This is a genomic window from Actinoallomurus oryzae, from assembly GCF_039541955.1.
Classification (GTDB): domain Bacteria; phylum Actinomycetota; class Actinomycetes; order Streptosporangiales; family Streptosporangiaceae; genus Actinoallomurus; species Actinoallomurus oryzae.
Map to the genome: position 1 here is coordinate 1 of NZ_BAABHF010000047.1, position 13,773 is coordinate 13,773.

Below are 13,773 nucleotides of genomic sequence, written 5' to 3' on the forward strand. Positions count from 1 at the left end.
TCAGTCGTTGGGTCAGACCCGGCCGGGAGGCGCTCATCTACATCATCACTGTCAGTCGTCGGGGGAGTCGTACGTCGGGTCGATCGACTCCGGGGACAGCCCCAGCAGGTCGGCGACCTCCTCGACCACCACGTCGCGTACCAGGCGGGCGCGGTCGCGTTCGTCGTCGCCACCCCGGGCCTCGACCGGGCGGCGGTAGACCACGATGCGCGGCGGCCGGCCGTCCGCCGCCGGGATCAGGCGGCTCAGCGGCACCGTGTCGGCGTCCAGGGAGTGCGGCTCGACCGACGGCACTTCCTCGACCGCGAACTCCACTCCGGCGAGCTGCCGGCTCCACCGCTGTTCGAGCCGGTGCGCCTCGTCGCGTACGAGCTCGTCGAACCGCTCGGCGCGCGTGCGTGAGATGGGCACCTCCGCCGGGGCGAGCGGCCCGCGCATGCCGCGACCCCGGCGGTCACGACGGCGCGTGCCGGAGCCTCCTGTCACGCGTGATCGCACAACTTCGAGCATAGTCCGCCCCGAACGCGCTCCGGAGTGCCAACGGCGGACGAGACGCGGGCGCCGTTTCTTCGGTGGGCCGGAGCCGGGGAAGGAGGTTCGCGCGTGCGGCGGTCGCCCGGCGCCCGCTCCGCTCGTCCCGTGACCGGCGGCGATAAAGATCCGTTATGCGGGTGCCCGCCTGAAATACGGCGACACGAAGGCAGGATAGTGGCGCGGGTACGGGGGGAGGGGATACGTTCCCGTCGTGAGCCCCGTCCGCATCTGCTCCCGCACCGCGTGCAAGCAGTCTGCTGTCTACACGCTCACGTACGTCTACGCCGACTCGACCGCTGTTCTGGGCCCGCTGGCAGCGTACGTCGAGCCCCACTGTTACGACCTGTGCGCCGAACACGCCGAGCGCCTCACCGCCCCCGTCGGCTGGGAGTTGGTCCGGCTGCCCGCCGAGGAGTCCGAGCCCAGCAGCGACGACCTCGAGGCGCTCGCCAACGCCGTGCGCGAGGCGGCCAAGCCCGCCGCGCCCCGCGAGGAGCCGGTCGGGCAGGGCACCGAGGTCGGCCGGCGCGGTCACCTCCGCGTTCTGCGCTCCGACACGCCCCGCAAGCCCTGAGCGACCGCCCCGGCGGCGTGACCCCGACCCCGGCAGGCACAGTCTTCGATCGAGGTCCCGGTAGGCTCTGCCGTACGCGATACCGTGCCGAGCGACCCGGCAAGAGGGCAAGGGGCCAGGAGTGAGTGACCTCACCAAGATCTTCAAGGCGTACGACATCCGGGGCGTCGTCCCGGACGAGCTGAACGAGGAGATCGCCGAGGCCGTCGGCGCCGCGTTCGTACGCGTGACGGGCGCCACGACGATCGTGACCGCGCACGACATGCGCACCTCTTCCGGCCCGCTGTCCGCGGCCTTCGCCCGGGGCGCCACGTCCCAGGGCGCCGACGTGATCGAGGCCGGGCTGGGCTCCACCGACATGCTCTACTACGCGAGCGGCAGCCTGGACGTCCCGGGCGCGATGTTCACCGCGAGCCACAACCCCGCGCGCTACAACGGCATCAAGCTGTGCCGCACGGGCGCCAAGCCGGTCGGCCGCGATACGGGCCTGACCGAGATCCGCGAGCTGATCGACAAGGGCGTGCCCGCCCACGACGGCCCGGCCGGCACGATCTCGCAGCGCGACCTGCTGTCCGGCTACGCCGAGCACGTGAAGTCGCTGGTCGACCTGTCCGGCATCCGGCGGCTCAAGGTCGTCGTCGACGCGGGCAACGGCATGGGCGGCCACACCGTGCCGGCCGTCTTCGAGGACCTGCCGATCGACCTGGTGCCGCTCTACTTCGAGCTCGACGGCACCTTCCCCAACCACGAGGCCAACCCGATCGAGCCGGAGAACATCCGCGACCTGCGGGCGGCGGTGCGCGAGCACGGCGCCGACGTCGGGCTGGCCTTCGACGGCGACGCCGACCGCTGCTTCGTCGTGGACGAGCGCGGCGAGCCGGTGGCGCCCTCGACGATCACCGCCCTGGTCGCCGTCCGCGAGCTCGGCAAGCACGGCCCGGGCCGGATCGTGCACAACCTGATCACCTCGCGGGCCGTCCGGGAGATCGTCCGCGAGCACGGCGGCGAGCCGGTGCGCACGCGCGTCGGCCACTCGTTCATCAAGCAGACGATGGCCGAGCGCGACGCCATGTTCGGCGGAGAGCACTCGGGTCACTACTACTTCCGCGACTTCTGGTTCGCCGACTCCGGCATGCTCGCGGCGATGCATGTCCTGGCCGCGCTCGGCGGGCAGGACCGGCCGCTGTCGGAGCTGCTGGGCGAGTTCACGCGCTACGCCGCCTCCGGGGAGATCAACAGCAAGGTGGACGACCAGGAGGCCACGGCCGCGCAGGTCCGCGCCGCGTTCGAGGGCCGGCCGGGCGTGACCGTCGACGAGCTCGACGGGCTCACGGTGAGCCACGACGACTGGTGGTTCAACCTGCGCCCCTCCAACACCGAGCCGCTGCTGCGACTCAACGCCGAGGCCGCCGACGAGGAGACGATGGCCGCCGTACGCGACGAGGTCCTCGAGATCGTGCGAAAGGGAAACGAATGAACATCGACTCCTGGCTGCTGGAGATCCTCGCCTGCCCCAACTGCCGGGGACGGCTGAGGACCGACGAGGCGGCGGAGGAGCTCGTCTGCACCGGTACTTGCAAGTACGCCTACCCGGTCCGTGACGACATCCCCGTCCTCCTGGTGGACGAGGCCAGGACGCCTGCATGACCCACGCCGTGTCCCCCGGGGACCCTCGTCACATCGGAGGGCCGGCGCGACGATGAGCCTTCCCGAGCCCGACTACGGCCGCCTCGACGATCCGGAGGCACTGGCCGAGGCGGACCCGGGCGAGATGCTGCGTCATGTCGCCTCGGCGGCCGCACAGGTCCGTGAGGCCCGTCTGCTCGCCACCGAGGCCGGGATCGACCGTGTCGCCGGGGGCGGGCGGCCGCGTGCCGTCGTGATCGCCGGCATGGGCGCGTCCGCCGCCGTCGGCGACCTGCTCTCCACGGTCTGCGGCCTGGGCTGCCCGATTCCGGTGACGACCGTCCGCGGTCACCGGCTGCCCGGCTGGGTCGGCGTCGCCGACCTCGTCATCGCCGTCTCGCGCTCCGGCTCGACCGAGGAGACCCTCGGCCTGGTGGCCGACGCCGCGCGGCGTGGATGCCGGCTGCTGTGCGTCGGCGCCGGCGGCTCGCCGCTCGCCGACATGGCCGTACAGGCCGGTGGGCTGTTCGTGCCGGCGCCGTCCGCCGCGCGCTCCCGTGCGGCGCTGTGGGGCCTGGCCGTGCCGCCCCTGCTGGCCCTCGACGCGCTGGGCCTGGCCGCCGCACCGCCCGAGGTGCTCGAACGCACCGCCGAGCGGCTGGAGGAGATGAGCCACCTGTGCCGCCCGGCCAGCGAGTCGTTCGTCAACCCGGGCAAGCAGACCGCGCTGGAGATCGCCGGATCGATCCCGGTGATCTGGGGCACGTCGCCGCTGACCGGCATGGTGGCGCGGCGGTTCGCCGCCCAGCTCGCCACCGACGCCAAGTACCCCGCCATCCCCGGCGAGCTGCCCGAGGCCGCGCACGGCCAGGTGGTGGTCTTCGACGGCCCCTTCACGTCGGCGGGCGGCTCCGCCGGCGAGGAGGACTTCTTCCGCGATCGCGTCGACGAGCCGGAGACCACGCGGCTGCGCCTCGTCGTCGTCCGCGACACCGAGGAGCACCCGCAGGTGACGCGGCGGTGGCAGGCCTCCGTCGAGCTCGCGGCCGAACGCGGCGTGCCGGTCACCGAGCTGGTCGCCCGCGGCGAGCATCCACTCGAACGTTTGGCCGGCCTCACCGCCCACGTCGACTACGCGAGCGTGTACCTCGCGCTCGCCCTCGGAACCGACCCGACCCCCCTGCCCGCCATCCAGGAACTCAAAGTGAGGATTTCATGATCGCCGAGGAACGACCGTGAGCGCCGAAGGCGGGGCCAAGGCGATCATCGCCGCACTGGGAGCCAACCTCGGCATCGCGGCGGCCAAGCTCGTGGCGTTCGCGTTCACCGGATCGGCCTCGATGATGGCCGAGGGCGTGCACTCGATCGCCGACTCCGGCAACCAGGGCCTGCTCCTCCTCGGCCGCAACCGGTCGCAGCGCGCCGAGACGAGCCGGCATCCCTTCGGGTACGGCCGCGAGCGGTTCTTCTACGCCTTCGTCGTCGCCGTCGTGCTGTTCACCGTGGGCGCGCTGTTCTCGCTGTACGAGGGCTGGCACAAGGTCAGCGATCCCCACGACATCGAGGACCCCGTCTGGGCGTTCGCCGTCCTGTTCCTGGGGATTCTGCTGGAGGGCTTCTCCTTCCGTACGGCGGTCAAGGAGTCCAACCGCACGCGCGGCGACCAGAGCTGGGTGTCCTACATCCGGCGGGCCCGCGCGCCGGAGCTGCCGGTCGTGATCCTGGAGGACTTCGCGGCCCTCATCGGCCTCGTCGTCGCCCTCGTGTGCGTCGCCCTCGCGGTGATCACCGGGAACGGCGTCTGGGACGGCGTGGGATCGATCGTCATCGGCCTGCTGCTGGGCTTCGTCGCCGTCGTACTGGCGGTGGAGACCAAGAGCATGCTCATCGGCGAGTCCGCGGTGGGCGAGATCGAAAAGAGGATCACCGCCGAGCTGGAGTCGGTGGAGGAGATCGACCGGGTCATCCACCTGCGCACCCTGCACACCGGCCCGGAAGAGCTCCTCGTCGCCGTCAAGGTCGCGGTCACCTCGGACGACACCGCCGCGGAGGTGGCACGCGGCATCGACGCGGCGGAGAAGCGCATCCGCGAGGCCGTCCCGATGGCCCGCCACATCTACATCGAACCCGACCTCGACCGCGCCCGTACGGCCCCGGAGACCGAGGCCTCCTGACCCCGGCCGGACTCCGCGACGGTCACGAGGGGGAGGGGAGCGCGTCCAGGTCGACCAGGTTGCGATCGGGGTCGGCGGGGTCGTACAGCACGCGAACGTGGGTCTGCCCGCTCAGACGAGGGCCCGGGTCGTAGGTGAGGGGGTCGCTGACCGCGGTGTACGTCCGGCCGGTCCCCTCATCCTGCCAGGTCGCACGGATGATGTAGGGGTGCCGGTTGTTCACCTGCGTGCTGAGGTCGGGGCCCACGTGCTCGATCTTCGCCCACACCTGCCGGCCCTGCCGCCGTAGCCAGGCTCGCAGCCGGGCGGTCCGGCGTCCCTTGACGAAGAGGACCGTCCCGAGCGGGGTGAACACCAGGCCCAGTCCACCGACGATCACCGGGACGAGGTACGCCGCCCAGAACGACGCGATCCGCGCGTCGGACGGATCGTCCGGATCGTAGGCGACGGGGACGCTCTCGCCTCTCTCGTAAGCCGGTGGGTTGCTGCCGGTGGAGCTCTGAAACGAGTACGACCTGCCGTCGACGGTGAACTTCACGGTCGGGTACCAGTTCGTGCTGGTTCGAGTGTGGCCGCCGGAACTCCGTGTCGTGCTGGTCCGCGCGGTGAGCTCGACCACGGTGCCGTCGGTCCGCTGGGCGGACGCGAGGAAGCTCGCCGTGGAGGCGGCCACCGCGATCCCGGCACCGAGGAGCACCAGCCCGACCAGACCGAAGATCCCGCCGACGATGGTGAAGACCCGTCCGTTACGCATTGGACGAGTGTGTCCAATGCGGAGCGATATGTCACGCGCACGCCTTGTAGCCCCGCGCCCCCGATGCCGACGATCCGGCGCGGCCTGCTCGCTCGCCGACCAGGCGGCGCTCGGCGCCGGACAGACCGCTGGCGTACGTGATGTCCGCCGGCCGGCGAACAGGAGACGGGCTACTCGATCCGCGAAAGCGTGGCGACACTTGAGCCGTCATATGACGGCATCCGCTCCATGGGCTGTTGGCCGCTCTTGTCGGGCTCGTCGGCGTCGGTGCTGAGGCGATCGATCCTCACGAATCATCCCTGTTGCCGATGGGATGGACCCGGCGACTCTTGCCGGAGGCGCGCAGGTCGTTCCATGCCCTGTCTTCTCGTCCGCCGGGGAGCGGGCAACAGGTAAGCACATCATCGGATGAGTCGGCTACTCGTCCGTGGCTCCGGGGACGACCAGGCCGGACTCGTAGGCAAGCACCACGGCCTGGGCGCGGTCGCGCAGGCCCAGTTTGGTGAACACCCGGGCGACGTGGGTCTTCACGGTGTGCTCACTGACCACGAGGCGCTCGGCGATCTCGGCGTTGGACAGGCCGCCGGCGATCAGGCCGAGCACCTCCGTCTCGCGTGCCGTGAGGTTCTCCAGCTCCGGTGCGCGCTGTGGCCGGGCCCGCCGCTGGCGGGCGAACTCCCTGATCAGTCTGCCCGTCACCTGCGGGGCCAGCAGGGCGTCGCCGCGGGCCACCACGCGGACGGCCGAGACGAGGTCGTCCGCGGTCGAGTCCTTGAGCAGGAAGCCGCTCGCCCCGGACGACAGGGCGTCGTAGACGTACTCGTCTACGTCGAACGTCGTCAGGACCAGGACCCGGGTCGCGACGTTCGCGGGGTCGGAGAGGATGCGCCGGGTCGCCTCGATTCCGTCCATGCCGGGCATGCGGATGTCCATCAGGACGACGTCGGGGCGGTGGGTCTCGGTGAGGCGTACGGCCTCCCGGCCGTCACCGCCCTGCGCGACGACGTCGATGTCGGGCTGGGCGGAGAGGAGTGCGGCGAAGCCGGCGCGCACGATCGTCTGGTCGTCGGCGATCAGCACTCGAATCATGAACGCCGATTCTGGCCTACCGGAAGCTCGGCCTGCACGGCGAATCCGCCCTCTGTGCGCGGACCTGCGGCGAAGCGGCCACCGAGCATCGTCGCCCGCTCGCGCATCCCGACGAGCCCGTGTCCCATCGCCTTCGTGCGGTCTTCCACCCTCGTGACGGGCATGGGCGATCCGTCGTCGGTCACGCGGACGGCGAGCCGGTCGCCGAGGTAGTTCAGCTCGACCCGCACCCGTGAGCCCGGCGCGTGCCGCCGGGCGTTCGTCAGCGCCTCCTGGACGATGCGGTACGCCGACAGCTCGATCGTGGTCGACAGCGGCCGTACGGCGCCGCCCACGCTGAGCTGGGCCTCCCCGCCGGCGCCCCGGTGACTCTCGATGAGCTCGTTCAGGCGGTCGAGGCGCGGCTGCGGCGTCACCTCGGGTTCGGTGCCCGGTTCGGCGCGCAGCACGCTGAGCAGCCGCCGCATCTCCTCCAGCGCTTCGCGCGCCGCGCCGGCGATCTCGCCGAAGCCCTTCTTGGCCTCCGGTGACAGCGAGCGCATCGTGTACGGGGCGGTCTCCGCCTGCACGGCGATCATCGAGACCGAGTGCGCGACGACGTCGTGCAGCTCCCGCGCGATGCGTGCGCGCTCGCGCAGCACCGCCTGCTCGTGCTGGACGGCGTTCAGCCGGGTCAGGGTCTCGCTGTTGCGCTCGCGCTCCTCGTCCATGCTGGCCTCGGCGGTCTCCACCGTACGGCGTGCGTCGCCCAGCCCGAGGGCGGCGACGACGGCGACGAACGAGGCCGGCCAGGGGATGCCGTCGAGGCTGCCGGAGGCGAGGTACACGACGCCGACGGCGACGACGCTGCCCACACCGAGCACGCCGGTGGACTGGCGCGGCAGCTGCTGCGCCAGCAGGTACAGCGTGTACAGCCCGGCGAAGGCCGTCGTGGCGAGCAGCGGCTGCCCCGACAGCAGGCTCGCGGCGAGGGCACCGAGCGTGATGGCCGCGGCCGGGCGCAGCGACTCCCGGCGGAACATCAGCGGCACGGTCGAGGCCAGCGCGAACCCGCCGAGGAGGCTGACCGCCTGCCGGTGGTGCAGCGGGATCTCGAACAGGGCGCCCAGCGCGAGCACGGCCCCGGTGACCGGGCCGTACCACCAGGAGCGGCCGAACCGGCGCCACGCGTGCAGCCAGCGCAGCAGCGGTGGCGTGCGCGGTGCGGGCGCGGGCGGGCCGGGCCGGGCGTACATCGTGCCGCCGGGCGTGCGGTGAGAGGGATCGGGCGGCGCGCTCCGGCCGTACAGGGACGCGACCAGGCGGCCCGTGAGCGGCTTGAGCAGGCGGCCGATGCCGGTGAGGATCCACAACAGCACCTGACCCACGGCGGTGACCACCTGGGCGGCCAGACGCCACGCCGCAGGGCCGGCTTCGTGCAGGAAGTCAGGTTTGTCGCTAGCCACCCTTTATCTTCACCTCCCAATGCCGGTGTTCGCCTCACCGTACGGAGCGATTTACCCCTCCCCGAGAGTGGGCCGGCGTCCACCTGGAGGACGATGCGAGGTCCCTCCTACAGGCGGACGCGCGGACGGGTACGGGCGGCGTAGCTTTTTGAGCGTGACAAGGGCGCGGCGTCTCCGTACTAGGGGGTCCGGGGACGCCGGCCCGGGTCCGCCATCCGACCTTCGGGGGTGCGGATGGCGGCCGGTCTCCCTCGCCGGGTGGCCGTCGACCGTCCGTGGTCTCCCGCGGGAACTCCCCGTGGACGGCGCGATCGGGCACACCATGGGCTGGGGTCTCCCCGATCCGGCCACCCAGGCGAGGGTCTGACTTCTACCGTCGGCCGCGCAGCAGGCGCAGGGCCTTCTCCTTCTCGAAGTCCAGGGCCCGCGCCGGCGGGGGCGACAGGCGACCGACGCGTTCGCCCAGCTCCCGCACTGCCGCCCGGACGTCCGGTTCGGCCAGCACGCGCAGCCCGAAGGCCAGCTCTCCCGGGCTGATGTCGTACCGCTTCTCCAGCGTCAGCGCGAGCGCCACCGCCCGCAGCTCCTCGTCGCCGAAACGCCGGTGTCCCCGAGGCTCACGGATCGGCGGTAGCAGACCGAGGGCCTCGCGGTAGCGGAGCATGCGGGGCGAGGTGCCGAGCCGCTGGGCGGCCTCCGTGATGCGCATGGATCCTATTCTGACAAATCAATGTTAGAAACGGCACCCGGCTCGTGCATGGCTCGACCGTCCGCGCCTAGACTCGCTCGTGACACCGAATCCAGGGGAGTTAACCAAGCATGGACTACAAGGTCGCCGATCTGTCGCTGGCGGCGTTCGGCCGCAGGGAGATCCAGCTCGCCGAGCACGAGATGCCGGGCCTGATGGCCGTCCGCAGGGAGTACGCCGAGTCCAAGCCGCTGCGCGGTGCGAAGATCATGGGCTCGCTGCACATGACGATCCAGACCGCCGTGCTGATCGAGACCCTGGTCGAGCTGGGCGCCGACGTGCGCTGGGTGAGCTGCAACATCTTCTCCACCCAGGACCACGCCGCCGCCGCGGTCGTCGTCGGTCCGGGCGGCACCCCCGATGACCTGCGGGGCGTCCCGGTGTTCGCCTGGAAGGGCGAGACGCTGGAGGAGTACTGGTGGTGCACCGACCAGGCCCTCGCCTGGCCCGACGGCACCGGCCCGAACATGATCCTCGACGACGGCGGCGACGCGACCCTGCTGGTCCACAAGGGCGCCGAGTACGAGAAGGCCGGCGCCGTGCCCTCGGCGTCGGAGGACGACCCGGAGGAGTGGAAGGTCATCCTCGACCTGCTCCGCCGTACGGTCGACGGCTCCGGCCGCTGGACCAAGACCGCCGAGCGGATCAAGGGCGTGACCGAGGAGACCACGACCGGCGTCCACCGGCTGTACGAGATGGCCAAGGCGGGCACGCTGGCGTTCCCGGCGATCAACGTCAACGACTCGGTGACCAAGTCCAAGTTCGACAACAAGTACGGCTGCCGGCACAGCGTGATCGACGGCCTCAACCGCGCCACCGACGTGCTGATCGGCGGCAAGGTCGCGGTCGTGTGCGGCTACGGCGACGTCGGCAAGGGTTGTTCGGACGCGCTGCGCGGCCAGGGCGCCCGCGTCATCGTCACTGAGATCGACCCGATCTGCGCGCTCCAGGCCGCGATGGACGGCTTCCAGGTCACCACGCTGGACGACGTGGTGGAGACCGCCGACATCTTCGTCACGACGACCGGCAACTTCAACATCATCACCGCCGACCACATGGCGCGGATGAAGCACCAGGCGATCGTCAGCAACATCGGCCACTTCGACAACGAGATCGACATGGCCGGGCTGGCGAAGATCCCCGGGATCAAGAAGGAGGAGGTCAAGCCCCAGGTCCACACGTGGACCTTCGAGGACGGCCACTCCATCATCGTGCTGGCCGAGGGCCGCCTGATGAACCTGGGCTGCGCCACCGGCCACCCGTCGTTCGTGATGTCGAACTCCTTCACCAACCAGGTGATCGCCCAGATCGAGCTGTTCACCAAGACGGAGAACTACCCGGTCGGCGTCTACACCCTGCCCAAGCACCTGGACGAGAAGGTCGCCCGCTTGCACCTCGACGCGCTCGGCGTCAAGCTGACCACGCTCACCAAGGAGCAGGCCGCCTACATCGGCGTCGACGTCGAGGGCCCGTACAAGTCAGACCACTACCGGTACTGATGCCCTCTTCGCTGGAGGGGCGAGCCGCCGAGCGAGCGGAGTGGACGGCCGAGGTACGAGGTTGTCTGCGGAGTGAGTGAGAAGGCGAGCCCGACCATGAAGCTTGGAGGGGCGAGCCGCCGAGCGAGCGGAGTGGACGGCCGAGGTACGAGGTTGTCTGCGGAGTGAGTGAGAAGGCGAGCCCGACCATGAAGTACGACGTTTCGGACCCCGGGCTCGCCGAGTCCGGGGTCCGGCGTATCGAGTGGGCCGACCGTTCCATGCCGGTGTTGCGGCGGATCCGTGAGCGGTTCGCCGCCGAACGCCCGCTGGACGGCATGAAGGTCGCGGCGTGCATGCACGTCACCACCGAGACCGCGAACCTCATCCGTACGCTCCAGGCCGGCGGCGCCGAGGTCGCGCTCGCGGCGTCCAACCCGCTGTCGACGCAGGACGACACGGCGGCGGCGCTCGTGGAGGAGTACGGGGCGGCCGTCTTCGCCCGGCAGGGCGTCGACCGTGACGGCTACTACCGGCACATCCACCAGGCGCTCTCGATCGGGCCGGACCTCGTGCTGGACGACGGCTGTGACCTGGTCAACACGCTGCACACCGAGCGTCTCGACCTGGCCGGCGGCGTACGCGGCGGCTGTGAGGAGACCACGACCGGCGTCATCCGGCTGCACCAGATGGCCCGCGAGGACGCCCTGCGCTTCCCGATGGTGGCGGTCAACGACACCGACACGAAGCACATGTTCGACAACCGGTACGGCACCGGCCAGTCCACCCTCGACGGCATCGTCCGTGCGACGAACACCCTGCTCGCCGGCAAGACGATCGTCATCGCGGGCTTCGGCTACTGCGGCCGTGGCCTGGCCGAACGCGCCCGCGGCATGGGCGGCCGGGTCGTCGTCACCGAGATCGACCCGGTCAAGGCGCTGGACGCGGCCCTGCAGGGCTTCCGGGTGCAGCCGATGTCACGCGCCGCCGAGGACGGCGACGTGTTCATCACCGTCACCGGCAACACCGACGTGATCCGCGCCGAGCACTTCGCCCGTATGAAGGACGGCGCGATCCTGGCCAACTCGGGCCACTTCGACGTGGAGGTCGACGTACGAGCGCTCGCCGACCTGGCGGTCGAGGTCCGCCACGAGGTACGCCCGCAGGCGGACGAGTACGTCCTGGCCGACGGGCGGCGCCTGGTGCTGCTCGCCGAGGGCAGGCTGGTGAACCTGGCGGCGGCCGAGGGGCACCCGGCCGCCGTGATGGACATGTCGTTCGCCGACCAGTCGCTCACCTGTGAGTGGCTGGTCACCCAGGATCTGGCCCCGGGGGTGTACGAGGTGCCGGAGGCGATCGACACGGAGGTCGCCCGGCTCAAGCTGGCCTCGATGGACATCGAGATCGACGCCCTGACCCCCGACCAGGAGATCTATCTGTCGTCCTGGCGCCGCGGCTCCTGAACGTCGGGAGCAGGCGGGTCCCCGGTCGGCCGGCGTCCCCCGGCGCGGGCGATGCGGTCGTAACCGAGGCTTCGCGCTCTACCGGACCTTCCGTACGTGGGCGGTGTCGGCGTCGAGGAGGGTGCCGTCGGCGCTGGTCGGCGCGATCTCCGGCACAGGGGCGCCGTGCCGGTCGACGAGTGTGGAGTGGATCTCGCCGGGTGCGAAGGCATGGCGTTCTCCCCACTGTCGCAGGGTGACGATGACGGGGAAGAGGTCGCGGCCCGCGTCGGTGAGCACGTACTCCTGGCGGCGGCCCGACGGCGCGGTGCGCTGGGCGAAGACCCCGTGAGCGGTGAGCTTGCGGAGGCGGTCGGTCAGGATGTTGCCGGCGATGCCGGTGCGTCGCCGGAACTCGGTGAACGATCGTGCCCCGTCCATGGCGTCACGGATGACGAGAAGGCTCCACCTGTCGCCGACGAGGTCGAGCGTACGCGCGACGGGGCAGTCGGGGTCGGTCCAGCCCGGGTCCGGAACGCGCATGGTGGTGCGCGGCATGACACCTCCCGATCGGTTGCGGATTGAAACCATCATGCCGTACGGTCAGATTGGTTGCAATCTGCTACTGATTGGGTTGGAGTGCGATGGACGTGTGGCGGCGGTCGCTGCTCGCGCTGGTATGTGGCGTCGCCGTGGCGAGCATCTACGCCGCGCAGCCGATTCTGGATCCGATGGGACGCGATCTCGGCGTGCCGGCGGAACTCACCGGGTGGATCGTCGCGACCGGCCAGTTCGGCTATCTGGCGGGGCTGGTGCTGCTGGTGCCGCTCGGCGATGTGGTCGACAGGCGCCGGCTCATCGCCGTGCACCTGGCGCTCGTCGCCGTGGGCGCGCTGCTGACGGCCACGGCGTCAGCCGCATGGGCGGCGTTCGTGGGGCTCGCGGCGGCCGGGGTGTTCGCGGTCGTGGTGCAGACCACGGTGGCCTACGCCGCGTCGGTCTCGCCGCCGGCCGAACGCGGACGGAACATCGGTGCGGTGACCTCCGGCGTCGTGGTCGGCATCCTGGGCGCGCGGGTCGTCACCGGCGTGCTCGCCGAGCTGTGGGGCTGGCGGAGCGTCTATGCCGTTCTCGCGGTGCTGTCACTCGGGCTCGCGGCCCTCGTCCTCGGCGTACTGCCGCCGGAGGAGCGCCCTCGCCGGCCCGCGGGGTACCGGCGGGCCCTGGCCTCACTCGGCGGGCTGTTCGGGCAGCGTGTCTTCCTGACGCGCGGGCTCATCGCGTTCTTCTTGTTCGCATCGTTCGGAACCCTGTGGAGCGGACTGTCCCTGCCGCTGGCGGACACGCCATGGCGGCTGAGCGAGAGCCGGATCGGACTGTTCGGCATCGTCGGACTCGCCGGCGCGCTCGGCGCGGCACGCGCGGGACGGTGGGCGGATGCGGGACGGGCGGCCCCGGTCAGCGGTCTCGCGCTCACCCTGCTCATCCTCTCGTGGGCGGCGATCGCGCAGTTGCCGTGGTCGCTGTGGCTCCTCATCGTCGGAATCGTGGTTCTCGACTTCGCGGTCCAGGTCGTGCACGTGAGCAACCAGCATGTGCTCACCGCCGCGCATCCGGATCGCACCAGCAGCGTCATCGGCGGCTACATGGTCTTCTACTCGCTCGGCTCCGCCCTCGGCGCAGCCACGACCACCGCCGTCTTCACCGCCCGCGGCTGGGCGGGTTCCAGCCTCCTCGGGGCCGGATTCGCGGCCTGCGCGCTGGCCGTCTGGGCGACCGGCAGGCGACCGCCGCTCGGCAGCGCGACCCCCCGATCCGAGAAGGCGGGCGTGCGATGACCTCACCAGGGAAACGGCATGCGACGTTGCGTGCGATCGCGGAGTCGGCCGGGGTCGATGTCTCCACGGTG

At 71.1% G+C, this 13,773-nt stretch carries 14 protein-coding genes; 8 read left to right on the plus strand and 6 right to left on the minus strand.

All coding sequences use genetic code 11. From position 1 onward, the window contains the following. Positions 1 to 51 precede the first annotated feature (51 nt). Positions 52 to 438: a metallopeptidase family protein gene (locus tag ABEA10_RS39265; RefSeq protein ID WP_329251483.1), complete on the minus strand. Its 387-nt coding sequence runs from the start codon at positions 436 to 438 to the stop codon at positions 52 to 54. Between the two features lie 307 nt (positions 439 to 745). Between ABEA10_RS39265 and ABEA10_RS39270 the strand changes: the two genes are divergently transcribed. The 5 genes from ABEA10_RS39270 to ABEA10_RS39290 all read left to right on the plus strand — a co-directional run bounded on the left by ABEA10_RS39270 (position 746) and on the right by ABEA10_RS39290 (position 4,908). Then, positions 746 to 1,108 carry a DUF3499 domain-containing protein gene (locus ABEA10_RS39270; protein ID WP_329251485.1) on the plus strand — a complete coding sequence of 121 codons (363 nt, stop codon included), beginning with the start codon at positions 746 to 748 and terminating at the stop codon, positions 1,106 to 1,108. 121 nt (positions 1,109 to 1,229) lie between these two features. Then, positions 1,230 to 2,585: a phosphomannomutase/phosphoglucomutase gene (locus ABEA10_RS39275; RefSeq protein WP_345472868.1), complete on the plus strand. Its 1,356-nt coding sequence runs from the start codon at positions 1,230 to 1,232 to the stop codon at positions 2,583 to 2,585. Next, the gene (locus ABEA10_RS39280; RefSeq protein ID WP_345472870.1) at positions 2,582 to 2,755 is read left to right on the plus strand and encodes a Trm112 family protein; all 174 of its coding nucleotides are present in this window, start codon (positions 2,582 to 2,584) and stop codon (positions 2,753 to 2,755) included. The genes ABEA10_RS39275 and ABEA10_RS39280 overlap by 4 nt, the downstream gene beginning before the upstream one ends. Positions 2,756 to 2,807: 52 nt before the next feature. After that, the gene (locus ABEA10_RS39285; RefSeq protein WP_345472872.1) at positions 2,808 to 3,953 is read left to right on the plus strand and encodes an SIS domain-containing protein; all 1,146 of its coding nucleotides are present in this window, start codon (positions 2,808 to 2,810) and stop codon (positions 3,951 to 3,953) included. A gap of 16 nt (positions 3,954 to 3,969) precedes the next feature. Beyond that, complete coding sequence (locus ABEA10_RS39290) at positions 3,970 to 4,908, plus strand: cation diffusion facilitator family transporter (RefSeq protein ID WP_345472874.1); 939 nt, start codon at positions 3,970 to 3,972, stop codon at positions 4,906 to 4,908. A 22-nt stretch (positions 4,909 to 4,930) separates the two neighbouring features. Here ABEA10_RS39290 and ABEA10_RS39295 read toward each other — a convergent pair whose 3' ends face one another. The 4 genes from ABEA10_RS39295 to ABEA10_RS39310 all read right to left on the minus strand — a co-directional run bounded on the left by ABEA10_RS39295 (position 4,931) and on the right by ABEA10_RS39310 (position 8,905). Further along, entirely contained in the window at positions 4,931 to 5,662 is a 732-nt protein-coding gene (locus tag ABEA10_RS39295; protein ID WP_345472876.1) for a DUF3592 domain-containing protein, read from the minus strand. 417 nt (positions 5,663 to 6,079) lie between these two features. Then, positions 6,080 to 6,751, minus strand: coding sequence for a response regulator transcription factor (locus tag ABEA10_RS39300; protein ID WP_345472878.1), 672 nt, complete (start codon positions 6,749 to 6,751; stop codon positions 6,080 to 6,082). Beyond that, positions 6,748 to 8,196, minus strand: a complete 1,449-nt coding sequence (locus ABEA10_RS39305) for a sensor histidine kinase (protein WP_345472880.1) — start codon at positions 8,194 to 8,196, stop codon at positions 6,748 to 6,750. The genes ABEA10_RS39300 and ABEA10_RS39305 overlap by 4 nt, the downstream gene beginning before the upstream one ends. 370 nt (positions 8,197 to 8,566) lie before the next feature. Continuing rightward, a complete protein-coding gene (locus tag ABEA10_RS39310; protein ID WP_329251506.1) occupies positions 8,567 to 8,905 on the minus strand; it encodes a MerR family DNA-binding transcriptional regulator in 339 nt (112 codons plus the stop codon). Positions 8,906 to 9,015: 110 nt separating this feature from the next. On the opposite strand from ABEA10_RS39310, the gene ahcY (ABEA10_RS39315) reads away from it, so the two are divergent. Together ahcY (ABEA10_RS39315) and ahcY (ABEA10_RS39320) are read left to right on the plus strand one after the other, a co-directional pair. Beyond that, positions 9,016 to 10,443 carry an adenosylhomocysteinase gene (ahcY, locus tag ABEA10_RS39315; protein ID WP_345472882.1) on the plus strand — a complete coding sequence of 476 codons (1,428 nt, stop codon included), beginning with the start codon at positions 9,016 to 9,018 and terminating at the stop codon, positions 10,441 to 10,443. A gap of 188 nt (positions 10,444 to 10,631) precedes the next feature. Beyond that, entirely contained in the window at positions 10,632 to 11,885 is a 1,254-nt protein-coding gene (gene ahcY, locus ABEA10_RS39320; RefSeq protein WP_345472884.1) for an adenosylhomocysteinase, read from the plus strand. A 78-nt stretch (positions 11,886 to 11,963) separates the two neighbouring features. Here the strand turns inward: ahcY (ABEA10_RS39320) and ABEA10_RS39325 are convergent, their stop codons facing one another. After that, positions 11,964 to 12,422, minus strand: coding sequence for a winged helix-turn-helix transcriptional regulator (locus ABEA10_RS39325; protein ID WP_345472886.1), 459 nt, complete (start codon positions 12,420 to 12,422; stop codon positions 11,964 to 11,966). An 86-nt stretch (positions 12,423 to 12,508) separates the two neighbouring features. On the opposite strand from ABEA10_RS39325, the gene ABEA10_RS39330 reads away from it, so the two are divergent. Further along, the gene (locus ABEA10_RS39330) at positions 12,509 to 13,702 is read left to right on the plus strand and encodes an MFS transporter (RefSeq protein WP_345472888.1); all 1,194 of its coding nucleotides are present in this window, start codon (positions 12,509 to 12,511) and stop codon (positions 13,700 to 13,702) included. The last annotated feature ends 71 nt before the right edge of the window (positions 13,703 to 13,773 follow it).